Consider the following 24733-nt stretch of genomic DNA (forward strand, 5'->3'; position numbering starts at 1 on the left):
AGACATGAAAAAAATAATAAATTCATTATTCGCTCTAATTATAGTATCAATTGGTTTTACCAGTTGTGAAGATCTTAGTGATAGAGTAATTATAAATTCTGATGTAGAAGCTACCACAGAATTAATTATTGAAGAAACCACTCCTATTGTGCTTTTAGAAGCAAATGCAGAAGTTATATCTTTATCTACAAGTTGGGCAGAACCAGATTATGGTTTTAATGCTGCACCAAATTATAAATTATTGATAGACTTAGCATCTGGAGATTTCACAAATGCTGTAACCGTAAATGTTGGCGATGATTTAGAGAAAACATTTACTACTCTAGCATTAAATGCAATTGCTTTAGGCTTAGGAGCAGAAGCAGATACCGACACAGATTTAGCAATAAAATTACAAGGTTTTGTTGGGGGTCAATTATTAATAGATGCTACTGCAAAAACAATCAATGTAACACCATATTCTAGCATATTAGATTTATCTTCTACTTGGGGTGTTGTTGGCTCTGCTGCTAATGATTGGGGTGCAACTCCAGATTTACCATTTTATACTTCAAGTGATTCTGGTGTTCTAGTAGCATACGTTACTTTAATTGATGGAGAAATAAAGTTTAGAGAAAATAATGATTGGGCAAACAATTATGGTGATACTGGTGTTGATGGAACTTTAGATGCAGCAGGAGATAACATAGCTGTATCTGCAGGTTCTTATAAAATTTCTATGGATTTAAACAACCTAACTTATACAATAGAAGAATTTAGTATTGGTATTGTAGGTTCTGCATATAATAATTGGGGAGCATCACCAGATTATGCTTTAACTTATGATGCATATTCAGACCAATTTAGAGGAATTGTAAAATTAGAAGAAGGAGAAATGAAGTTTAGAATGAATAATGATTGGACTACAGCTTATGGAGATGGTGGTCCAGGATTATTAGATACTTCAGGTGGTAATATTACAACTACAGCAGGTAGATATATTGTTACAGTTAATTTAAATGATTTATCTTATTCTTTACAACCAATAGAGCATATTTGGGGTCTTGTAGGTTCTGCTTATAACGATTGGGGTGCAACACAAGATGCTATATTTACAAGAGATTGGTCTCAGCCAAATGATGATATTTGGGTTTTAAACAACGTAACTCTTATCGATGGAGAATATAAGTTTAGATCTAATGAAGCATGGACTCTTAGCTATGGCGATAATGATGTAGATGGAACTTTAGAAGATAATGGTGGTAACATACCAGCAACTTCAGGTACTTATTCTTTTGTGCTAGATTTTACAGATCCACAAAACCCTACTTACACAATTAACTAAGTATTGTTTTTTAATATTTAAAAGGCTATCTATCATATTAAGGTAGATAGCCTTTTTATTTAACACCTAATTTTATGAAAAAAATTACATTCCTTTTTACTTTACTTATTAGTACGATAAGTTTCTGTCAGGTTACTATTTCTCCAAACCCTTTCGAAATCACATCATCTATTACAATTAGTTTAGATGCCAATAGTACTTCAACAGATTGTAATGGCTTTTCAAACCCTTCAAAAATTTACATGCATTCTGGTGTAGGTTCTGATACCAATGCTTTTGATATTGCTGTAACAGGTAATTGGGGCCAAGATGATGGTATTGGCGAAATGACTTTTAATGCTACTAATAACCGATGGGAAATTACTTTGGTCCCAAAAACATATTATGGCTTAACAGACGCACAAGCAAATAGTGTTACCAAATTAGGAATGGTTTTTAGAAGCGCGGATGGTAATCAAGAATTAAAAGATAATGGCTGTGCAGACTTCATCTTTAATGTAGGTACTTTTCAATTAACATTAAATACTCCATCAACAGAAACAACAATCTTAAATACAGGCGAAACGATAGCTATAAATGCCACATCTACATTGGCTGCTAATTTTTCTTTAAAAGCAAATGGTGCTGTTATCAACCAACAAAATAACATAACAACATACAACTTCACTCCTTCTGTAAATACAAACACTACTTTTATTTTAGAAGCAGAAAACAATGGAGATATAAAAAGTAAAACTTTTAAAGCAGTAGTTAGACCTACAGTTATTGAAGCTACTTTACCTGCAGAAATGAAAGACGGTATTAATTTAAATACCACAGATGCTACAAAGGCTACGTTAGTATTTTATGCTCCAGGCAAAGAGTTTGTTCATTTAATTGGAAGTTTTAACAATTGGGAGATAAACGACAATTATTTACTTAAAAAAGATACTGCTAAAAATCGTTTTTGGATAGAACTTACACAATTAACACCTCAAACAGATTTTACATATCAATATTTAATAGAAGGCACTTTAAGAGTTGCAGACCCATACTCTACTATAATTTTATCTGAATATAATGATCAATATATAAATAATACAACTTACCCAAACCTACCTAGTTACCCTACAGGGCTAACAAACCATGCAGTAACTTTACTTAGAACAGGTGACTCGCCATATGTTTGGCAAACAACAAATTTTCAGAAACCTGCAAAAACAGATTTGGTAGTTTATGAACTTTTAATAAGAGATTTTGACGAATTACACTCTTACGATGCTGTTAAAGCAAGACTCGATTATTTAGAAGAAATGGGCATAAATGCGATAGAATTATTACCTGTTATGGAATTTGACGGTAATGAATCTTGGGGATACAACCCATCTTTTCATATGGCATTAGATAAGTATTATGGTAATACTACGTCTTTTAAACAATTTATAGACGCATGTCATCTAAGAGGTATTGCGGTTATTATAGATGTAGCGTTTAATCATGCATCTGGCCAACATCCATACTACAGAATGTGGAATACAGACAATGGTGGTTATGGCGGACAAGCAAGTACAAACAGTCCTTTCTTTAACCCTATTGCAAGGCACTCTTACAGTGTTTTTAACGATTTTAATCACTCTAAACAAGACGTTAGAGATTATGTTAACAGAGTATCACAATACTGGATTGATGAATATAAAATTGACGGTTTTAGATGGGATTTAACCAAAGGTTTTACACAAAACTGTACTGGTAGCGAAGTTTGTACAAACGCATACCAACAAGATAGAGTTGATGTTTTAAAAGGATATGCAGACAAACAGTGGGAAATAGATCCTGATTTTTATATCATTTTCGAACATTTGGGAACCAATACAGAAGAAACTGCATGGGTAAATTATAGATTAAGCGAAGGGAAAGGAATTATGGTTTGGGGCAACCACAATCACACTTACAACCAAGCAACAATGGGTTTTAGTAGTGATTCTGATTTTTCTTGGATTTCTTATAAAAATAGAGGTTGGTCTACACCTGCAAATGTTAGCTATATGGAAAGTCATGACGAGGAAAGATTAATGTATAAAAACCTACAATTCGGAGCTTCTAATGCTAGCTATAATATTAGAAATTTAAATACCGCATTAGAAAGAGAAGAATTAGCCGGTGCTTTCTTTTTTACCGTTCCTGGTCCTAAAATGATTTGGCAATTTGGTGAGTTAGGTTATGACAAATCTATAAATGAAAACGGAAGAACTGGTAATAAACCTATTTTATGGAACTATTTAGACAACCCTAACAGAAAGAAAGTATATAATACTTGGGCTAAGTTAATCCAACTTAAATTAAATTACGATATTTTTAAAACTACAGATTTTACAATGGATGTAGCTAGTAGCTTGAAAAAAATACATTTAACTGATGTAAATGCTTCAGGAATTCAAAATATTGTAATAATTGGAAATTTTGGTACTTCGACCAGTAATATAAACCCTATGTTTCAACAAACAGGTGTGTGGTACAGCTTATTAGAAGAAAATGAATCTTTAACAGTAACTAATACTACAGCCACAATGGCATTAGCACCAGGAGAATTTAAAATTTATGGCAATATGCCAGCAGCTCTTTCTAATGATAAGATAGTTTTAGAAAAACATTCTCTAAAGTTATACCCAAATCCAGTTTCAACTACTTTTAATCTATCAAAAGAAGTAAATGAAGTCCGTATTTATACTATTACTGGTAAACTAGTTAAAACTATTAAAGGTACTTTCAATAAAGACTATTCTTTTAATATAACAAACCTATCTAAAGGTATTTATATTATTAAAGCTAAAGATAATTCTGGCTTATTACTCACCTCAAAATTGGTCAAAAAATAAAGCTAAAAGAAGTTTATTAAATAAAAATTAACACTTAGGATTAATGTATTCTAGGTGTTATTTTTTGTTACTGATATAAATATTATAAATTAACCCTAATAAAATTAAAGTAACCCCAAGTAAGGTTACCAAATTATAAATTTCATCAAACCAAAAAACACCAATTATTATTGTGAAAATTACCTCTAAATACTTTAAAGGAGCAATTAAACTAGTATTTTGAGACTGAAAAGCCTTGGTCATGTAAAGTTGACCTACATAGCCAAAGATACCCAAGCTTAATAATAAAACCCATTGTAAAAAATTAGGTGTTATCCAGTTATTAATAGACATTATTCCTCCAAATAAGAAAGCCATTACCATAAAATAGTTAATAATAACTAACGGATTTTCGGTATTGCCTATTTTTCTGATAATAACAAAGATTAACCCCATAAAAAGTGCCGATGCAATGACCAGTAAAACACCAATTGTATTTACTTGAACACCAAAACCTTTGATAAGAAGTACACCTATAAAAGCAATAAAAAAAAGCAACCATTGAATGGGTTTTATCTTCTCTTTTAAAAAAATAAGGGCAAAAATTGCTGCAAAAATAGGAGCCGTATATCTTAAAGAAACTGCTGTACCAACTGCCAAATAATGCAAAGATTCGAAAAAACAAGTTAAAGAAATTACCCCAACCAAACCTCTTAAAAATAGCAATTTCTTTTTATTACCTAGTATAGGAATTCTATTTTTTAAAATAAGTGGCATTGTAAAAGCAAGGGTTCCAATCGATCTAAAAAATACAATTTGATAAACTCCGAAAGCACTTAAATATTTAACAATAGTATTCATTACTGCAAAAGCAATAACGCTAAAAATCATGTACACAATTGCTTTATTCATACTTGTAATTTTGAGATTAGCTTTTAACAGCTATATCGTTTTGTTGTCAAAAAATAATATAAACTATTTTAAACAGTATATAGAAACGTATAAAATAGATATTGTTAACTCGAATTTATACCTTTCAAAGGTATCAAATACTTTATAAGCGTATAAGTATTAGAAATATTTTCTATGGATACTACCCTACTTAAAATAAAATATCTTGACTATTTAGCCAAGATATTTTATATAAAAGTTACTAAATGATTACTTTCTTAAAGACTTAATAATGTCTAAAGCTCCTTTTGTTCTGCTTTCTATAGTTGCATAATCAAAACTACCATCTGCATTTTTAGCCATTAATTTAGATCCCATACCTACACAAGTTACCCCTGCATTAAACCATCCTTCTAAATTTTCTTTTGTTGGAGATACACCACCGGTTGGCATTATACTCGTCCAAGGTTGTGGGCCTTTGATTCCTTTTACAAATTGAGGACCATAAATATCTCCTGGAAATAATTTTACAATCTCGCAACCTAACTCTTCTGCTCTTGCAATTTCTGTTAATGTACCGCAACCTGGCGACCATAATACTTTTTTACGGTTACAAGCAATTGCAATATCTTCTCTTAAAACTGGTGTAACAATAAAGTTTGCACCTAATGCCATGTATAATGAAGCTGCTGCTGCATCTGTTACAGAGCCAACACCCATAACCATTCCTGGTAATTCTTTAACTGCATATTTTGTTAACTCTCCAAAAACTTGATGAGCAAAGTCTCCTCTAGCAGTAAACTCCATCAAACGAGCACCACCATCATAACATGCTTTTAAAACTTTTTTACTAACTTCTATATCGTTGTGAAAAAATAAAGGAACCATCCCTGTATCTTTCATTACTTGCGCTACTTCTAATCTTGAAAATTGTGCCATATTATTTTGTATAATTGTTTATTTGGGTAACTATTTAATTGTGTAATTGTTGAGGCGAATAAAAACATAAAAATGAATATAATTATACGTCTCAACAATTAAACCTTTTTAACGAGCTACTCTTCCAGATGCATCACCACCCATTAGTTTTTCTACTTCAGCAACAGTAGCTAAATTAGCATCACCTTTAATAGTGTGCTTTAAACAAGAAGCTGCTACAGCAAAATCTAATGCATTTTGATCATCCTCTGGATACTTTAATAATCCGTAGATTAAACCACCCATAAATGAATCTCCACCACCTACTCTATCTACGATATCTGTAATTTGATACTGTCTAGTTTGTAATAATTTTTTACCATCATACAAAACACCAGCCCAAGTATTATGAGATGCAGAGATAGATCCTCTTAAAGTAGTGATTACCTTTTTAGCTCTTGGAAACTTCTCCATCATTTGCTCACAAACAGATAAAAAAGCTTCTGCTTTTACATTATGACCTTCTGTTTGCACAGAAATACCTGCAGGCTTAATTCCGAAATGCATTTCTGCATCTTCTTCGTTTCCTAAAACAATATCACAATAAGAAGTTAATTCTGTCATAATAGATTCTCTGTGAGCATCATCACAGAAATTCCAAAGTTTTGCTCTATAATTTAAATCTGTAGATATTGTAATGCCTTTTTTGCTTGCTGCTTTAACTGCTTCTAAACAAACATCTGCAGCTCCTTGAGAAATTGCAGGAGTAATACCTGTCCAATGAAACCATTCTACACCTTCAAAAACAGTATCCCAATCAATCATACCAGATTCTATTTCTGCTATTGCAGAATGTGCTCTATCATAAACAACCTTAGAACCTCTAGATACAGCACCTGTTTCTAAAAAATAAATTCCTAAACGATCACCACCATAAACAATTTTATCAACGTTTACACCTCTTTTACGCATTTCCATCATGGCACATGCACCAATATCGTTTTTTGGTAAACGTGTTACAAAATCTACATCTACACCATAATTTGCTAATGATACCGCTACATTAGATTCTCCTCCACCATAAATAGCATCAAAACTGTTTGCTTGTGAAAATCTTAAAAATCCTTGTGGAGCTAATCTTAACATGATTTCTCCGAATGTTACTACTTTACCCATTTTGTTTAATTTTAATTTGTATTAATATAGTTAGTTAAACGTTTAAGCAGTTTGATAAAATAAAATCAAAAAGGTATAATTTAATATGTTCTTTTTGATTATTATGTATTATGGTGTTATCTTTGCTATAACGATTAAGCAAATATATAAAAAAAATAGTATCAAAAAGAAAACTACCATAAAAGATATTGCCAATGTTTTAAATATATCTGCGGCTGCGGTATCTAAAGCTTTACATAACGACCCAAGAATTAGCGATAAAACTAAAAAAGCAGTAAAACAAGTTGCCGAAAATTTAAACTACCAACCCAACCATTTAGCAAGTGCTTTAAGAAGTGGTAAAAGTAAATTAGTCGGTGTAATTGTTCCTAGAACGAATAGTAACTTTTTTTCTTCTGTAATTCAAAATATAGAACAAGTTTTAAACAAAGAAGGTTATAATATCATTATTACACAATCGAACGAGTCTTTTAAAAAAGAATGCGAATGTATTGATACATTGCTTTATACCCAAGTAGATGGCATTATTGCTTCTATGGCAAACCAAACAACAGATTTATCGTATTATGAAAAAATAAAATCGAAAGGAATACCTCTTATTTTATTTGATAGAGGAGAAAACGATTTAAATGTTGATTATATTGGTATTGATGATTATAACAGTAGCCAAATTATTGTAAAACACCTGATAGAACAAGGTTGTAAAAGAATTGCACACATTGGTGGTTACAAACGTACTCGTATTTTTAACAATAGAATAAAAGGATATTTAGATGCCTTAAAAAAACATCATTTACCTCTTAATGAAGAGCTTTTATTAGAGTGCGACTTAACCATTGAAGATGGACGAGAAAAAATGCTGCAACTACTAGCACTAAAAAACAGACCAGATGCTGTTTATGTTGCCGGAGATTATGCTGCTTTAGGAGCTTTACAAGTATTAAATGAGCAAAAGATTAATATTCCTAATGAAATTGCATTGGTAGGTTTTGGTAACGAACCTTTTAGTAGCATGGTTACACCAACCATAACAAGTATAGAACAACATAGCAGCGAAATTGGCAAACAAGCTGCTTTATCATTCTTAGATTACTCTAAAAAAGAAACGATAACACAAACTCTTACCAAAAAAATATTAGATGTAGCGCTTTTAGTAAGAGCTTCATCCGACAGAAAAAATAGCTAGTATTTTTTAAAAACTATTTACTATTTTTACCTTGCGTTTAAAAAAAATCCTCATGAAACAATTAATCATACTTTTACTACTTATAATTGCCTTTTTTATTGGTTTTGGAAAATACCAAGAATACAAAAGATATAATTCTGAAGGTGTTGCATACCAGACAAGTAGTAACATAGATAAAAACTACTACAACCAAGAAATAGTATTACAATATTTTAATGCCACTGAAGCCTTAAATGGTCTTGTGAAAACAGCTTGGTCTGCAAATAATATTGATGTTAGAAGCCCTGAAAACAACAATGAAGAAACTAAGAAATTGGTTGCTAATTATGCTAAAAAATTAGCGTTGGTAAAATATTATGAAGCTAAATTAGAAGATTCAAAAAAATTAAAAGAAAAAGGTTTGTCTAACAAACAGATTCAGTTCTTAGAAGAAAAAGGCATCGATATAGAGAGTTTTAACAGAACTACAAAACACGACAAAATTAAAAGCATGTTTAATGCTAATGAGAGACTTGTGTATGGTAAAAAAAGTGCACTTATATATGAAGTCCAAAAAAGACTAATAGAAAACGGGTTTCAAATAAAAAAAGACGGAATTTACAAGCTTGAAACTTTAAATGCCATCAAAAATTTTGAAGAAAAAAATCAATTATTTCCTGATGGAATTTTAGATATCTTAACGCTTGATGCTCTTTTTAAATAACCTAAAAAATAGTTGGTACACTTTTAGTGTAAGACACTAAACAACAATTCTTTTAAAATATCTTTCTGAGTTTGGTTGGCTCCTACCCCTTTACTTTTTATATCGGCAGCTCTTAAAGTAGCAATTACTTGTGCTACTTTTCTCATTGGATAGTTTTTTGCGGCTAAAAAATATTCGTCCACAAAATATGGGTTTACACCAATGGCCTTTGAAACAGCATTTTTAGATTTATCTTTTAAGCCATGAAACATTAACAATTGCGTAAAAAAGCTGTTTAACAAAGAAATTGTCATCACTAATGGATTACTTTTAGGGTTTTCTGCAAAGTAATTTATAATTCTATTTGCTTTTAAGATGTCTTTTTTACCTACAGCTTTGCGCAATTCGAAATTATTAAAATCCTTAGAAATCCCAATATTTTCTTCAATATCAATATCTGTGATAATACTCTCTTTAGGTAAAATCAACATTAATTTATCTAATTCATTCGAAATTTTACTTAAATCTGTACCTAAAAACTCGACTAGCATTTGAGCTGCTTTAGGCTCAATTTTATAATTTTTACCTCGTAAAACTTTTACAATCCAATCTGCAACCTGATTCTCATAAAGTTTTTTACTTTCATAAATTAAACCCGATTTAGCAATGGCTTTATGCAATTTTTTTCGCTTGTCTAACTTTTTATATTTGTAATTAAAAACCAGAACGGTACTAGGTGTTGGGTTTTCTGCATACAGCACTAACTTTTCTATAGACCTACTTAAATCTTGAGCTTCTTTAACAATAATAACTTGTTTTTCAGCCATCATTGGGTAGCGTTTTGCTGCAGAAATAATATCATCTATGGTTACATCTCTACCATACATAACTTGCTGATTAAACCCTTTTTCTGCTTCGTCTAAAACATTTTCTTCTATAAAATCAGAAATTTTATCAATATAATACCCCTCTTCACCCATTAAAAAGTAAATAGGTTTTAAATTTCCGTTCTTTACATTAGAAACAATATCTCTTACATCATTCATTATTATCTTTTTATCGAGTAAAAACGACCATTAATTTACAATAAACTAATTATTTACTATAATTTTAGTCGTTTAAATAAAATGTGGTGTTGCTAAAAGCTTTCTTTTTTTTATCATTTAAATTGATGATATTCGTACCCATAAAAATGGAGAAACTAAATTTACCCACTTATCAATTCAGAATCAAAAGTAACGAAAATAAGACGCTTATTTTTGATAAACTGAGAAAAAAATATTTGGTATTAACACCCGAAGAATGGGTAAGACAACATTTTGTTTATTTCTTAATAGAAGAAAAAAAATACCCAACTTCTTTAATTGCATTAGAAAAACAATTAACCATTAATAATCGTAAAAAAAGAACAGATATCTTAGTGTTCGATAAAAACGGATCACATGATATTATTGTAGAATGCAAGGCGCCATCAATCAAAATTAGCCAAGACACTTTTGATCAAATTGCAAGATATAATTTAAAGCTAAAAGCAAATTACCTAATTGTTACCAATGGTTTACAGCATTTTTACTGTAAAATGGACTTTAAAAATGAAACTTATATCTTCTTAAAAGAAATCCCCAATTACAACTAAAACCTTGGGGTTATAAAACTGCAAATAAACTTACTTCTTTACATAGATAAATTACCTTTAAACTAACTTATAATTGTAAATTTGCAAACTTGAAAATAGCAATTGTCATATTAAATTGGAATGGAGTAAAACTGCTTGAACAGTTTTTACCATCTATTGTAAATTATAGCTCGAAAGAAGCTGTTATTTACATTGCAGACAATGCCTCTACAGACAATTCTATAGGTTTTGTAAAAGAAAATTACCCAACTATTCAGATTATTAAAAACACCCAGAATGGTGGTTATGCAAAAGGGTATAATGATGCTCTTAAAAATATAGAAGCAGATGTATATTGCCTTTTAAATTCTGATGTTGAAGTAACTAAAGACTGGTTAAAACCTATTATAGAGGTTTTTAATAATGATAAAAACACAGCTATTATACAGCCTAAACTATTAGATTTTAAAGAAAAATCTTCTTTTGAATATGCAGGTGCAGCAGGTGGTTTTGTTGATTTATTCGGATATCCTTATTGTAGAGGGCGTTTATTTAATTCACTTGAAAAAGATGAAGGTCAATTTAATGATACTTCAAATATATTTTGGGCTTCTGGTGCATGTTTATTTATAAGAGCTGCTATGTTTAAACAAATTGGTGGTTTAGATGAAGACTACTTTGCACACCAAGAAGAAATAGATTTATGTTGGCGCACACAAAATAGTGGCTATAAGGTAACTTATGTTGGTGACTCTGAGGTATATCATGTTGGTGGTGCAACTCTAGAAGAAACAAACCCACATAAAACATACCTGAACTTTAGAAATAGTTTATTAAATATTGTAAAAAACGTACCTAAAAAATGGTTTTTATTTGTAATATTTTCTCGATTAATTTTAGACGGAATTGCAGGTTTTAAATTTATACTAGAGCTTAGACCGATTCATACATTCGCTATTATAAAAGCTCATTTTAGTTTTTACAAAAACTTTTACAAATTTTTAAAGAAAAGAAAACAATTATCAAAAAAGTTAGATTACAACCTACACACTAGTATTGTTTGGCAATACTTTGTGCTTGGTAAAAAAAGATTTAAAGACTTAAATTAGGCTTCTTTTTAAGATTTAAATTATAATTACAGAATATCTAAACTACCTTTACCTTCTCTTACTACATCTGCGTAGCCTTCTGTAAAATCGATAATTGTAGACGCTTCATTACCACCATAACCACCATCAATAACAACATCAACTTTTTTGTGCCATTTTTCGAAAATTAACTCTGGATCTGTAGTGTATTCTAACACTTCATCTTCATCTCTAATAGAAGTAGAAACAATAGGATTGCCCAAATTAGCAACCAATGTTCTTATAATTGTATTGTTGGGTATGCGAATACCTACTGTTTTCTTTTTCTTAAAAACCTTCGGTAAATTATTACTACCTGGTAAAATAAAAGTATAAGGTCCTGGCAATGCTCTTTTAAGAATTTTAAATGTGCTGCTGTCTATCTGTTTCACATAATCAGATAGGTTGCTTAGGTTATTACAGATAAAAGAAAATTTTGCTTTTTCTAACTTTACACCTTTTATAAGTGCAATTTTTTCTAAAGCTTTGGTATTTGTTATATCACAACCTAAACCATAAACAGTGTCTGTTGGATAAATTATAATACCCCCATTTTTTAATATTTTAACAACCCTATCAATTTCCTTTTGATTTGGGTTATCATTATACAACTTAATGAATTCTGCCATAATATAAAGATACAAAAAAACTCAGCTCGATTTATAATCAAGCTGAGTATATTTTTTTAGGAAGTTTATTATTATTTTTAGGTTTTATCTACCATTCTAAAACCTTCTCCATGAATGTTTAAAATTTCTACATTAGGATCTAGTTTTAAATATTTACGCAACTTAGCAATGTAAACATCCATACTTCTAGAGGTAAAATAATTATCATCTCTCCAAATTTTTGTAAGCGCTAACTCTCTTGGCATTAAATCGTTTTTATGAATGGCCAACATGCGTAATAACTTACTTTCTTTAGGAGATAACTTTATTGGTTCTTTAGTTTTATCTACTGATAGCTGTCTAAGCTTAGAATTAAAATAAAAATTACCAATAGTAAATTCAAATTGCTCAGATTCTGCTGTTTTATCAACATCTTTACGTTGTAAAATAGCTTTAATTTTATGCAATAAAACCTCTGAATCAAAAGGTTTATTTAAGTAGTCATCTGCACCAACAGCATACCCTTTTAGCACATCTTCTTTTAATGTTTTAGCAGTTAAAAAGATGATTGGTACTTCTTTATTTGTTAATCTAATGTCTTGTGCTAAAGAAAAACCGTCTTTTCTTGGCATCATTACATCTAAAATACACAAATCATAATCACTATTTTTAAACATGATTAAACCTTCTATACCATCTTTTGCATGAGTTACATTGTAATCATTTAAGGCTAAATAATCTTTTAAAACAGTTCCAAAATTTGGATCATCTTCTACTAATAAAATTTTTTTACTTCCCATTGTTTTTGTTATTTAAATTAAAGGCAATTGTACTGTAAATGTACTACCTACTCCTTTCTCACTCTCTACTATAACTGTACCATGATGTTTTTCTACAATCTCTTTAACATAAGCCAAACCAAGACCGTGACCTTTTACATCATGAATATTTCCTTTCTGTTCTCTATAAAACTTATTAAAAATTTGTTTTTGAACCGCTTTACTCATTCCAATACCTTCGTCTTTTACTTTAAAAACAAAAAACTTAGGCGTACTTTCTGTAAAAACATTAATTACAGGAGCTCCTTCAGAATATTTTAAACCATTCTCTAAAATATTAACAATTACATTTGTTAAATGAAACTCATTCCCAGAAATTTCTGTGGTTATTGCTTCAAAATGTGTTTTTATACTTCCTTTTCTATCTTCTATTAATAAGCTTACGTGTGTAATTGCATCTTCTATAGTGTCATGCATATCAATAGTTTCTTTACTTAAGTCTATTTGATTTTTTTCTAATCTAGAAATTCGTAGCACATTTTCTACTTGAGAATGCATTCTTTTATTTTCGTCTCTTATCATTTGAACGTAGCGCAAAACTTTGCTACTATCATCAATAATTTTCGGGTTTTTTATAGAGTCTAAAGCTAAATTAATAGTTGCTATTGGTGTTTTAAACTCATGCGTCATATTATTAATAAAATCTGTTTTAATTTCTGATATTTTCTTCTGACGAACAAGTTGATACAAAGAGCTAGAAAACGCAATAATAATAATTAATATAAAAAATAAAGAGAGTATTAATATGTTTGAAATACCCGAAAGTATGTGTTTATCTTTTGATGGAAATGTGACATACAATTCGTAGTCTACATCACCACTTATATTAAAAAAAAGAGGGTACTTATAACTTTCATTTTTGTTAATTGTGTAATAACCAGATTTTAATTTTGTAGCTAAACCATCCTTGCTATATACACCATATTTAAAATCTAAATGTACATTTCTTTTTTCTAACTCTTCTTTAATTGTTTCGTTTAACTCTCTATTACTAAGTCTTTTGTGTATAGGTTTAGTACTGTTTAAATTTTTAAAAATTTCTGTAAACTGACTTCTTTCTACACTTTTAAGTCTTTTTGTATAAGAATATCTTTTTTCATCTACAGAAGAAAATAGGTTATCTGCTCCTTTTATTAATCTCGATTGAAAAAAATCATTTTTACCAGTAACTCTTTTAATAATAATAGAATCATTATCTAAAAAATCTACGGGCATTTTAAAACTTTCTTCTAAAACAGTACCACCATATGTAAACTTCTGCTTGGTAGTTGTATCAATCTCTTGAAACAAAAAATTTTTAATTTGAGCCTCGTCTGCTAGTAATTTGTTTTCTAAAATACCTTCGTATTTTTTTTCAAGAAAAAAGGCTTCTTTTTCATTAATCCTTTCAGCAACGCTTCCAAGAGATTTTTGAATGTCATTTTTAAATTGCCCTTTTTTACTCTCTACAGCATTATTTATCCAATATAACTGAACAACGATAATTCCTACTAGAGAAATACTCATTAAAACAACAATAAGAATAAACATTTTTTTACCCATGAAACAAAGTTACATCATTTAAAAAAAACAATTTATTAATTTTCATTTAAATTAACTGTTTTAATGAAAATTTAAGTATAATTTAACTAAAAAAGTAAATTTAATTAAATCAAGGTACGTCTTAATGTTAAAATATTATGAATTGTAACAACTTGATTTCTGGCACTTTCTAAATCTAAATTATTTATAACATAATTAGATTGCAATTCCTTTTTAGTTTCTGAACATTGGTTTTGTATTCTTTGCTCTACTTGTGCTTTTGTAGTATTGTCTCTTAAAATTGTTCTTTCTATTCTTGTATGCAAAGGCGCAGAAACGGTAATAATCTCGTTACAATTTAAATTACTTTTACTTTCAAAAAGAATTGCATTTTCATATAAAATATAATCTTTTGAGTTGTTTTGTTTGATAAAATTTTGAAAATGTTTTTTTACCGCTGGATGTACAATTGAATTTAAAGTCTGTAACTTACTTTTATCATTAAAAACGATACCTGCTATAAAAGCTTTATTCAAATGATTACCAAGATATGCTTCTTTACCAAAAGCAGTAACAATCTCTTTTTTAAGACTTTTAGAAGTAGTCATTAACTTTTTAGCTTCGGTATCTGCATTGTAAATTGCAACTGTTTTAAATTCTGAGAAAAATGAAGCTATAGTAGTTTTACCACTACCAATACCTCCTGTTAAACCTATAACCATCTATTTCTGAATTAAAAAATCTATTTTGTTTGGTACTAATTTATAATTCTTTAAAATGTTAGATTTTACAGTTACTTTAGGTATTAGATAATTTAAGTTATTATTTAAAGTAGTCGAGTAATCACATACAACTTCAAAGAAGTTTTCATCAATTTTATTAAAATTAGACAACCCAATTACAAAAACAACCTTTACCGTTTTAGCCAATGTAGTAACCTCTAATCCTTTTGGAATATTTATAATTTTAAATGGAATTTGAAAAGTACCTTCTGTAATTTTCTCTACGGTACCACTAATTATTGCTTTTTTAGTGTTTATTTTTAATCCGTTGTTATTTTGTGGAATTACAATAGTTACCTCTTCAGAAAAATCAGCTTTAATACCTGTTCGCTTTAACAATTCTAAATCAATTTTATTTACTTTGTCTATTTGAGTTTTAGGACCAGAAATTAAAACACTGTCGGGTATTATTTTAACGGATTTGGTAATATCATAACCAACCTGATAACTAAGATCTAAAGAAGGAATTAAAGGTACTTTTTTAGAAAGCAAACTTCCTAATTCTAGGCTTAAAGTATCAATTACAGCTTTTTGTAGCTGTATACCAGAAGGCAATTGTTTTTGTATATTATTTGACTGATTTTTTGTCAAAAAATAATACAAGTTATTCGATTTTCTACGAATCTCTTTGACATTAAAATCTATATAACTATTGCCAATTTTTGCTTTGATTAGATTAAAACCAGAAGCTTTTACCAGCAACTCTATCTCTTTCTCTGGCGTGGTTTGTATAATTTTATCTTGTGGTATATTTGTATAATTTACAGCTACTATTAAAGAGGTTGAATATTCTTTAGAAAGAGTAATTAAAAACCATAGTAAAATAGAAAGTACTAAAAATACTAAATACGTTTTCGATATTTTAGGTTGCTTTTTCAAAGTGTAAAATATTTTATGCAATCTACATAAAACCGATTAATTTTAAATAAAAAAAAGTGAGTAATGTATTAGATACAAAACTCACTTAATCTTTAATGTTGTTGATAAATTACTACTTTTTTTCTGTAGTTAAATATTTTTTACTCAATTCCATTGAAATTGCTGAGCGTTCAAATTTAATTTTGCCTGCACCAGTTTCTATAGTAACGGTATTATCAGTAGAATTTATTTCTGATATTTTACCATGAATACCACTAGTGGTAACAACTTTAGCTCCTTTTTTAATTTCTTCTTGAAAAGATTTCTCTTTTTTCTGACGCTTCATTTGAGGTCTTATCATAAAGAAATAAAATACTGCAATGATTGCTATAAAAGGTAGCATACCTGCTAAAGAACCAAGTCCTTCTTGTAAAAATAGTACTGCAAAATTCATTATTTTTTTGTTTTAGGTGTTACAGAACCTTTTATTGTTAAAAGTTCTTTTCCAGATTCTGTGTTTGTGGTTAAAGTAACTGTTTTTTGCTGTCTGTTAGGTTTACCAGCAGTATTAAATTTAATTTGAATATCGCCAGTTTCACCTGGTTTAATAGGATCTTTAGGCCAAACAGGTACTGTACAACCACAAGTTGCTTGTGCGTTTGTAATTACCAAATCTACCTTACCAGAATTTGTAACTTTAAAAGTTTTTTCTACGATATCTCCTTCGTTTACAGTTCCAAAATCATAAAGATTAGAATCAAAAGTTACAGAAGCAGTTCCTTTTTTAATTTCTAAATCTCTAGATTTAGCATTGTTTAAATTTTCTTTATTTATCTTAGAACTTGCATTAGATGCAGAATCTTTACAACTTGTTGTTACACAAATAATGGCTACTAAAATAAATAGATAGGGTATTTTTTTCATGGTTTTTAAAATTTTTCTCAAAAATAATAAATTATATAAAGTTTTACAGCAATCCTCTTCCAATTTTTACTATTTTTTTATTTGCAATGTACTCTTTCGAAATTTTATCTAAAACACCATTTATAAAGTAACTACTTTTTTCAGTAGAGTAATCTTTAGAGATTTCTATATACTCATTAATAGTAACTCTTGTAGGTATTGATGGAAAATTCAAAAATTCTGCAATTGCCATTTTAATAAGAATCATATCAACATCTGCAATTCTATCTGTCTCCCAATTAGGTGTTTTGTCTTCGATTTCTTTTTCGTATTCCTGCTGCTTTAAAACAGTTTTCTTAAACATTTTAGAAACAAAATCTTCGTCATCTTTGTCTTTATACAAACTTCCTAAAATAAAACTAACGTTCTCTTTTTGCTTGCTTAATGTTTTTGTAACCCAAGTATTTACAAAAGGAATATCATCTACCCAAGAAATCATGGTATCTTCGTAATAATCGGCTAGCTTTTCATTTGGCGCAATTATTTCTTTAAAAAAATCGATTACAAAAGCCTTATCTAATTTAAATGAATCTTCTTCATTTGATAAATACGCTTTATAAAGAGCACTTTCTTGTAAGTTGTTAAAAATAATTTTTACATACTCGGTTTCTAAATCCCAATTTTTCAAATTATTCAATTCAATATACCCCTCTAAACTTATACTCTCTGCGAGTGTGTTTAGAACTCTATTGTTTAAAAATTTGTTATTCGGATTTAAATCTTCTTTAGTAGCTAATATTTTCTTTTTTGATAACGCAATTTTATTTGCAGCAAATTTCTGTACTTCAACCAGTAATTGTAGGTTTAAAACATACAAGTCGTACATTTTTAATATGCTGTGTTTCAAAAATTTTTCTTCTCTAATAATATCATCATTATGAGACTGTAACATTGCGTACACAGATTGCATTACTTTTACTCTAATATGTCTTCTGTTTATCATCTTCTAAAGAACTTGTATATAAATTGCGCTGCAAAAATAGTGTTATTTTATTTTTATTCTATCACGTTTTAATTCTTTTTTAAGAATAAAATTTAACCATATTCTTGTATCTTCGTTGCCAGCTTATAATAAAATTAAAAAATATTTTTTGAAAGAATTACAGCACGTAAATAAATACTTTTCTAAATACAAATGGCGATTATTAATTGGTATAATTATGACCATTTTATCAAAAATATTAGCCCTTAAAGTTCCTCAAATTGTTGGTGACTCTCTAAATATCGTTGAAGAATATTTAAATAATGAAATCACAGATATTAGTCTTGTAAAACAAGAGCTGCTAATTAACGTATTGATAATTATTGGTGTTACAATTTTAGCAGGTTTATTTACTTTTTTAATGAGGCAAACAATTATTGTAACCTCTAGATTAATAGAATTCGATTTAAAAAATGAAATCTATCAACAGTATCAAAAACTCTCTCTAAATTTTTACAAAAAGAATAGAACTGGCGATTTAATGAATCGTATATCCGAAGATGTCTCAAAAGTAAGAATGTATACTGGCCCTGCAATAATGTACACTTTAACAATGTCTGTTACGCTTATTGTTGGTTTTACTCAAATGATTAGCATCGATACAAAACTAACTCTTTATACCTTAATTCCTTTTCCTTTATTATCAATATCAATCTTTGTTTTAAGCAAAATCATACATAAAAGAAGTACAATTGTTCAAGAGTACTTATCAAAATTAACAACATTTAATCAAGAGTTTTTTTCTGGAGTTAACGTTGTTAAATCGTATGGAATTGAAGCTTCTATCATAGAAAATTTTGATGAATTAGCAGATAAAAGCAAAGAAAAAAACATTCACCTACAAAAAGCAAATGCCTTATTTTTTCCATTAATGATATTGCTAATTGGTATTAGTAATATTATTGTAATCTATGTTGGCGGACAACAATATATTAATGACGAAATAAAAATTGGAGTTATTATAGAATTTATGCTCTATGTAAATATTTTAACTTGGCCAGTTGCAGTTGTTGGTTGGGTTACCTCTATGGTACAACAAGCAGAGGCATCGCAAGCCAGAATTAACGAATTTTTAAAACAAGTACCCGAAATACAAAACACGAACACCACGGCTACAGAAATTAAAGGAAATATAACTTTTAAAAATGTTTCTTTTACGTATGATGACACTAACATTACAGCCTTAAAAGACATTAATTTTTCTGTTAAAGCAGGAGAAACATTAGCCATTTTTGGTAAAACAGGTTCAGGAAAATCAACATTAATAGAATTGATTTCTAGACTATACGATACAAAAATTGGCAGCATATTATTAGACAACAAACCAATACAAGAAGCCAATTTAGATGCCGTTAGAAGTCAAATTGGTTTTGTACCACAAGACCCATTTTTGTTTTCAGAAAGCATTAGTGATAATATAAAATTTGGTAAAGATGATGCTACCGAAAAAGAAATTATTGCTGCTGCAAAAAATGCAGATGTTCACAAAAACATTGTCGATTTCCCGAACGGATACAATACTATTTTAGGAGAAAGAGGTGTTACACTTTCGGGCGGACAAAAACAAAGAGTATCTATTGCAAGGGCTATTATTAAAGAACCTAAAATTTTAATTTTTGATGATTGTCTTTCTGCAGTTGACACAGAAACTGAAGAAAAGATACTAAAAAATTTAGCTTTAATTTCTAAAAACATAACCACCTTTATTATTGGTCATAGAATATCATCTGCAAAAAATGCAGACAAAATAATTGTTTTAGATGATGGAAAAATAACCCAACAAGGCACTCATAATCAATTAATAAAAGAAAAAGGATACTACAAAGAATTATATGACCAGCAACTTTTAGAAAAAGAAATTTAATCTTTAACATTGCTACGTAAAATATTTTATTAGATTTGTTAGGTAAAATATAACAACTATTTATAAAAATTATGGCAGAGAGAGCAGAAAGAGTTGAGCAAGAAGAAATTTTCTCACAAGTACTAAGAGCTGGTAGAAGAACTTATTTTTTTGATGTTAGAGCAACAAAAGCAGATGATTATTACTTAACAGTTACAGAAAGTAAAAAATTTACTCATGATGATGGTAGTTTTCATTATCAGAAACATAAAATATATTTATACAAAGAAGATTTTACAGACTTTAAAGAAATGTTAGGCAAAGCAACCGATTATATTTTAAATGAAAAAGGAAGCGAAGTTATTAGCGAACGCCACCAAAAAGACTTTAAAAAAGAAGAAGAAACTGCAACTGAGTCAAATACTAAAACAACAGAAAGTTTTACTGATGTATCATTTGATGATATATAAAATTACACTACAGTAAATCAATTTCAGTTTACATAATTAAGAAACCATCTAAAAATAATTAGATGGTTTTTTTGATTTACAAATTAAGAGTTATTTTAATATTCTAAAATATTAAAGTACCTTTTTGATTGTCATAGACTTAGATACTGTTTCTTGCCACTCTTTCTCAGCATTGCTATCTTTGGTTATACCTCCGCCCACATAAATTGACACCTCATTATTTTCTACACTCATACATCTTAAATTAACATATAATTGAGAATTTACTGTTTTTAGTTGAGGCTCTTTTTTATTCAACTCCCCTAAAAAACCAGTGTAAAAAGTTCTATTGTAATTTTCATGCTTACTAATAAAAGACATGGCATTTGCTCTTGGCAATCCACAAATTGCGGGTGTTGGATGTAGCGAATTAATTAACTCTTTTAAAGTAGCATTTTTATTTAAAACACCAGATATAACTGTCTTTAAGTGCAATAAACCTCCTGCTTTAACAGTCTCTTTTTTGTTTACTATTAAGTTTGATGCTACTTCTTTTAACTCATTTTCTATAAAGTCTGTAACCAACTGCTGTTCTTCTAGCTCTTTACTTTTCCAAACAACTGGTACTGTATTTGTATTTAATTGAGTACCTGCTAAAGACATTGTTTTAAAATTAGCCTCTGAAATAGCTAATAGTGTTTCTGGTGTTGCACCAAACCACAACCCAACCTTAGGATGAAACCATACATATACAAATGCCGTTGGGTAGGCTTTTAATAGTTTCTTAAAAATGTTTAACACATTAAAGTTAGAGACATTTTTTACTTCTTTTCTAGAGACTATAACTTTTTTTAAAAAAGTAAGTTGTATTTCTTTAATTGCTCTTTCTACTAATTGTAAGTGCTTATTTTTACCAGTAACCACCTCTTCAAAATCTTCTTTTAAAGCTAAGTTGGGTGCTAACAAAATTGTATCTTCTATAAAATCTGCCTTTTCTGATGCAAATAAAATAGCCTTCTCTTTTACATCATAAGGTGCAAAAACAAACCCCTCTTCTTTAAAACTTGTTGTGTAAGAAAGAGCGTCATCCTTCATAAAATAAGAAGAAACAGTATTAGAATTAGGCTTGTTATAAACTACAAAAGGTAGATTACTTTTGTAGTGACTTTCAATGTTAGTTTCAATTATTTTCAAGATTGCTTTGGGGAATTATTTTTTAGTTAAAACAATGTTCGTCATTTTAGCAACAGAAATTAAGGCTTCATTTTCATCAACAACCGTTACTTCCCATAAATGAGTAGTACGCCCTTTATGTATGTTTTTTGCAGTTGCAAAAACAACACCTTCTTTTTTACTTTTTAAGTGATTGATAGATAACTGAATACCATTTACAAACTGATTTTTATCTTCTAAAAAAAAATGAGATGCAGCACTACCAACGGTCTCTGCCAATGCTGCAGTAGCACCACCATGCAATTGGCCGTAGGGCTGATGAACTTTAGAATTAACAGGCATTTTAGCCGTTAAAAAATCTTTACCCACAGCAACATATTCAATATCAAGAGTTTCCATTAACGTATTTTTAGTGCGATCGTTAAAAGCTTCTAAAATGGCATCTGTATTCATATCCTTCTAATTATAATGTAAAAGTACATATAAAATTTTGTATTTTTGTGGCACATTCATTAAACCATTTTATGTACAAAATAAGGGTAATTTTAGACACAAAAGAAGATGTAATAAGAACCATTGTTGTAGACAATGCTTTAAATTTAGAAGACCTACATCTTACCATTGCAAAATCTTTTGGTTTTAAAGGGCAAGAGATGGCTTCTTTTTACAGAACTGATGAAGAATGGAACCAGGGTGAAGAAATTCCGTTATTTAATATGGAAGAAGTTGGCGAAGGTTTGTCTATGAAATCTTGTCTTTTAAATGACACATTACCTTTAGAAAATGACAAACTTATTTACGTATACGATTTCTTAAAAATGTGGACTTTCTATGTTGATGTTCTAGAGATTTCTACCGAAAAGAAAGAGAATTTACCCCAAATTATATTAACCGTTGGCGAAGTACCAAGTGAAGCACCAGATAAAGAATTTGTTGCAGAAAAATTAGAAGACCCTTTTGGTAGTGATGATGATATTGATGATGAATACGGCGATTACAATGACGATTTTGACTATACTGAATATTAATAATTAGTATCTTTACACAACTACTTACTTCTCCCATAAGTATTTTTCATCCTTAATTTACATTGTAAATTAAGGCTTACAAAACTATAATCTTATTTTTTTGGTAACATTAAAATAAAATATCAGTCTTATATATAAACAGATAAATTACTTGCTTTTGAAGACAATCTTATCAATCAACAATTTACATAAAAAATTTGGCAACGTCCATGCTGTAAATAATCTTTCTTTTGATATTGAAAAGGGGAATGTTTACGGTATTTTGGGACCCAATGGTAGCGGAAAATCTACCACATTGGGTATTATATTAAATGTTGTCAACAAAACATCAGGTTCTTTTTCTTGGTTTAATGGAGAAACATCTACCCACAAAGCCCTTAAAAAAGTAGGTGCAATTATAGAGCGACCAAACTTTTATCCATACATGACGGCACGTCAAAACCTTGCCTTAATTTGTAAAATAAAAGACATATCCGAAGAAAAAATAGATGAAAAACTAACTATTGTTAACCTTTTTGAAAGAAAAAACAGCAAGTTTAGCACTTTTTCTTTAGGGATGAAACAAAGACTGGCTATTGCCTCTGCCCTTTTAAATGATCCAGAAATTTTAATATTAGATGAACCCACTAACGGTCTAGATCCGCAAGGGATTCATGAAATTAGACAAATTATAAAAACCATTGCATCAAATGGTACTACTATATTATTAGCATCTCATTTGTTAGATGAAGTAGAAAAAGTATGCTCTCATGTGGTGGTTATAAGAAATGGTATCAAACTCTACAGCGGAAGTGTAGATAAAATGACAGCATCGAATGGTTTGTTTGAATTTAAAGTTGATGAAAATGAAACTTTATTAATTAATGCTTTAAAAGAACATGCTGCTATTGATAAAATTACAAAAGAACATCAGACAATTATTGCCACCTTAAATTTTGAAATATCGGCCGGTGAAATAAACACCTACTTGTTTAATAAAAGTATCGTGTTGTCTCACCTAATAAAAAGAAAACCAAGTTTAGAACAACAGTTTTTAGACCTTACAAACAATCACTAACAATTACAAAATACAGAAAGTAATGTTAAGACTACTTACCATAGAATTTCATAAATTAAGGTACAACAGAGCCAGTAAAGTTTTATCTATAATTTACTTTGGGCTGTTAACCTCTATAGCTCTTATAGCTGCAATTAAGTTCGAATTCGGCTCATTTAAATTACATTTAGCAGAACAAGGTATTTTCAATTTTCCATACATATGGCACTTTAACACCTATATAGCAGCAATATTAAAGTTTTTCTTACTGCTGGTCATTGTTTCAATGATGTCTAATGAATATGGATACAAAACTCTTAAACAGAATTTAATTGATGGGCTAAGTAAAAAAGAATTTATACTCTCTAAATTTTATACAGTTATTGCGTTTTCATTAATATCAACAGTATTTGTATTTATTGTCTCGATCATTTTAGGAGCTATTTATTCTGATTACAATGAGGTGTCAATCATTTTTACAGACACATCCTATCTCTTTGCATTTTTTATAAAACTTGTTGGTTTTTTTAGCATGGGATTATTTTTTGGCATTCTTATAAAAAAATCTGCTTTTGCAGTGGGTGCAATATTTGTCTGGTTAATTGGTGAAAGTATTTTTAAAGGCTATCTATTCTGGACCTTTAAAGGTGCAGAAAACACAACAGAATCTGTTAATTCTATCATGCAATTTTTACCACTAGAAGCATTATCAAATCTTATAAAAGAACCTTTCTCTAGATTAGGAGCAATAAAAACATTGGCAAATTCTATCGGTAAAACTTTCGAAAAAGCCACCATAGATTTTAGTGCCATTCTTATTGTCTGTATTTGGACTACAATCTTTATCTACCTTTCATATGTACTGTTAAAAAAGAGAGATTTATAATACTTTTTAAAT

At 29.4% G+C, this 24733-nt stretch carries 25 protein-coding genes; 11 read left to right on the plus strand and 14 right to left on the minus strand.

Annotation, left to right across the window (positions count from 1 at the left end; all coding sequences use genetic code 11):
- The first annotated feature begins 4 nt into the window (after positions 1–4).
- Together Q0678_RS02580 and Q0678_RS02585 are read left to right on the plus strand one after the other, a co-directional pair.
- Positions 5–1324, plus strand: a complete 1320-nt coding sequence (locus tag Q0678_RS02580; RefSeq protein WP_299053432.1) for a SusE domain-containing protein — start codon at positions 5–7, stop codon at positions 1322–1324.
- Between the two features lie 74 nt (positions 1325–1398).
- On the plus strand, positions 1399–4179 hold the full coding sequence (locus tag Q0678_RS02585; RefSeq protein WP_299053435.1) for an alpha-amylase family glycosyl hydrolase: 2781 nt from the start codon (positions 1399–1401) through the stop codon (positions 4177–4179).
- A 57-nt stretch (positions 4180–4236) separates the two neighbouring features.
- Here Q0678_RS02585 and Q0678_RS02590 read toward each other — a convergent pair whose 3' ends face one another.
- From Q0678_RS02590 to Q0678_RS02600, 3 genes are all read right to left on the minus strand, one after another.
- A complete protein-coding gene (locus tag Q0678_RS02590) occupies positions 4237–5070 on the minus strand; it encodes a DMT family transporter (RefSeq protein ID WP_299053438.1) in 834 nt (277 codons plus the stop codon).
- Between the two features lie 249 nt (positions 5071–5319).
- Positions 5320–5988 (minus strand): bifunctional 4-hydroxy-2-oxoglutarate aldolase/2-dehydro-3-deoxy-phosphogluconate aldolase, encoded by a 669-nt coding sequence (locus Q0678_RS02595; RefSeq protein WP_299053440.1) that lies wholly within the window; start codon positions 5986–5988, stop codon positions 5320–5322.
- Between the two features lie 108 nt (positions 5989–6096).
- Entirely contained in the window at positions 6097–7143 is a 1047-nt protein-coding gene (locus Q0678_RS02600; protein ID WP_299053445.1) for a sugar kinase, read from the minus strand.
- Between the two features lie 103 nt (positions 7144–7246).
- Between Q0678_RS02600 and Q0678_RS02605 the strand changes: the two genes are divergently transcribed.
- Both Q0678_RS02605 and Q0678_RS02610 read left to right on the plus strand, forming a co-directional pair.
- Positions 7247–8329, plus strand: coding sequence for a LacI family DNA-binding transcriptional regulator (locus Q0678_RS02605; RefSeq protein WP_299053776.1), 1083 nt, complete (start codon positions 7247–7249; stop codon positions 8327–8329).
- A 52-nt stretch (positions 8330–8381) separates the two neighbouring features.
- Positions 8382–9032: a peptidoglycan-binding domain-containing protein gene (locus tag Q0678_RS02610; protein WP_299053447.1), complete on the plus strand. Its 651-nt coding sequence runs from the start codon at positions 8382–8384 to the stop codon at positions 9030–9032.
- 23 nt (positions 9033–9055) lie between these two features.
- Here Q0678_RS02610 and holA read toward each other — a convergent pair whose 3' ends face one another.
- On the minus strand, positions 9056–10057 hold the full coding sequence (holA, locus tag Q0678_RS02615; protein WP_299053450.1) for a DNA polymerase III subunit delta: 1002 nt from the start codon (positions 10055–10057) through the stop codon (positions 9056–9058).
- A gap of 146 nt (positions 10058–10203) precedes the next feature.
- Here holA and Q0678_RS02620 point away from each other — a divergent pair, with 146 nt between their 5' ends.
- A complete protein-coding gene (locus Q0678_RS02620; RefSeq protein WP_299053453.1) occupies positions 10204–10647 on the plus strand; it encodes a type I restriction enzyme HsdR N-terminal domain-containing protein in 444 nt (147 codons plus the stop codon).
- Positions 10648–10736: 89 nt separating this feature from the next.
- Positions 10737–11735, plus strand: a complete 999-nt coding sequence (locus Q0678_RS02625) for a glycosyltransferase family 2 protein (protein ID WP_299053455.1) — start codon at positions 10737–10739, stop codon at positions 11733–11735.
- Between the two features lie 26 nt (positions 11736–11761).
- On the opposite strand, the gene Q0678_RS02630 is transcribed toward Q0678_RS02625, so the two are convergent.
- The 8 genes from Q0678_RS02630 to nusB all read right to left on the minus strand — a co-directional run bounded on the left by Q0678_RS02630 (position 11762) and on the right by nusB (position 18267).
- Positions 11762–12382, minus strand: a complete 621-nt coding sequence (locus Q0678_RS02630) for an L-threonylcarbamoyladenylate synthase (RefSeq protein ID WP_299053457.1) — start codon at positions 12380–12382, stop codon at positions 11762–11764.
- Positions 12383–12459: 77 nt separating this feature from the next.
- Positions 12460–13161: a response regulator transcription factor gene (locus Q0678_RS02635; protein ID WP_299053458.1), complete on the minus strand. Its 702-nt coding sequence runs from the start codon at positions 13159–13161 to the stop codon at positions 12460–12462.
- A gap of 12 nt (positions 13162–13173) precedes the next feature.
- A complete protein-coding gene (locus Q0678_RS02640; RefSeq protein WP_299053460.1) occupies positions 13174–14742 on the minus strand; it encodes a HAMP domain-containing sensor histidine kinase in 1569 nt (522 codons plus the stop codon).
- Positions 14743–14846: 104 nt separating this feature from the next.
- A complete protein-coding gene (coaE, locus tag Q0678_RS02645; RefSeq protein ID WP_299053462.1) occupies positions 14847–15443 on the minus strand; it encodes a dephospho-CoA kinase in 597 nt (198 codons plus the stop codon).
- Positions 15444–16382, minus strand: a complete 939-nt coding sequence (locus Q0678_RS02650) for a CdaR family protein (RefSeq protein ID WP_299053465.1) — start codon at positions 16380–16382, stop codon at positions 15444–15446. It abuts the gene before it with no gap.
- Between the two features lie 112 nt (positions 16383–16494).
- On the minus strand, positions 16495–16815 hold the full coding sequence (gene yajC, locus Q0678_RS02655; RefSeq protein WP_299053468.1) for a preprotein translocase subunit YajC: 321 nt from the start codon (positions 16813–16815) through the stop codon (positions 16495–16497).
- Complete coding sequence (locus Q0678_RS02660) at positions 16815–17285, minus strand: DUF1573 domain-containing protein (protein WP_299053471.1); 471 nt, start codon at positions 17283–17285, stop codon at positions 16815–16817. Before Q0678_RS02660 ends, yajC begins: the two co-directional genes overlap by 1 nt.
- Positions 17286–17328: 43 nt before the next feature.
- Positions 17329–18267, minus strand: a complete 939-nt coding sequence (gene nusB / locus Q0678_RS02665; RefSeq protein WP_299053474.1) for a transcription antitermination factor NusB — start codon at positions 18265–18267, stop codon at positions 17329–17331.
- A 148-nt stretch (positions 18268–18415) separates the two neighbouring features.
- Between nusB and Q0678_RS02670 the strand changes: the two genes are divergently transcribed.
- A complete protein-coding gene (locus Q0678_RS02670; protein WP_299053477.1) occupies positions 18416–20170 on the plus strand; it encodes an ABC transporter ATP-binding protein in 1755 nt (584 codons plus the stop codon).
- Positions 20171–20241: 71 nt separating this feature from the next.
- Positions 20242–20619 (plus strand): PUR family DNA/RNA-binding protein, encoded by a 378-nt coding sequence (locus tag Q0678_RS02675; protein WP_299053480.1) that lies wholly within the window; start codon positions 20242–20244, stop codon positions 20617–20619.
- Positions 20620–20730: 111 nt separating this feature from the next.
- On the opposite strand, the gene Q0678_RS02680 is transcribed toward Q0678_RS02675, so the two are convergent.
- Together Q0678_RS02680 and Q0678_RS02685 are read right to left on the minus strand one after the other, a co-directional pair.
- Positions 20731–21792, minus strand: a complete 1062-nt coding sequence (locus Q0678_RS02680; RefSeq protein WP_299053482.1) for a chorismate-binding protein — start codon at positions 21790–21792, stop codon at positions 20731–20733.
- 15 nt (positions 21793–21807) lie between these two features.
- Entirely contained in the window at positions 21808–22224 is a 417-nt protein-coding gene (locus tag Q0678_RS02685) for a PaaI family thioesterase (protein WP_299053484.1), read from the minus strand.
- A 71-nt stretch (positions 22225–22295) separates the two neighbouring features.
- On the opposite strand from Q0678_RS02685, the gene Q0678_RS02690 reads away from it, so the two are divergent.
- The 3 genes from Q0678_RS02690 (at position 22296) to Q0678_RS02700 (ending at position 24721) form a co-directional block, all read left to right on the plus strand.
- Positions 22296–22799 carry a hypothetical protein gene (locus Q0678_RS02690; RefSeq protein WP_299053487.1) on the plus strand — a complete coding sequence of 168 codons (504 nt, stop codon included), beginning with the start codon at positions 22296–22298 and terminating at the stop codon, positions 22797–22799.
- Between the two features lie 157 nt (positions 22800–22956).
- Positions 22957–23856: an ABC transporter ATP-binding protein gene (locus Q0678_RS02695; protein ID WP_299053489.1), complete on the plus strand. Its 900-nt coding sequence runs from the start codon at positions 22957–22959 to the stop codon at positions 23854–23856.
- Positions 23857–23878: 22 nt separating this feature from the next.
- The gene (locus Q0678_RS02700; RefSeq protein WP_299053491.1) at positions 23879–24721 is read left to right on the plus strand and encodes an ABC transporter permease; all 843 of its coding nucleotides are present in this window, start codon (positions 23879–23881) and stop codon (positions 24719–24721) included.
- The last annotated feature ends 12 nt before the right edge of the window (positions 24722–24733 follow it).

This window comes from uncultured Polaribacter sp., from assembly GCF_947497125.1.
Classification (GTDB): Bacteria; Bacteroidota; Bacteroidia; order Flavobacteriales; family Flavobacteriaceae; genus Polaribacter.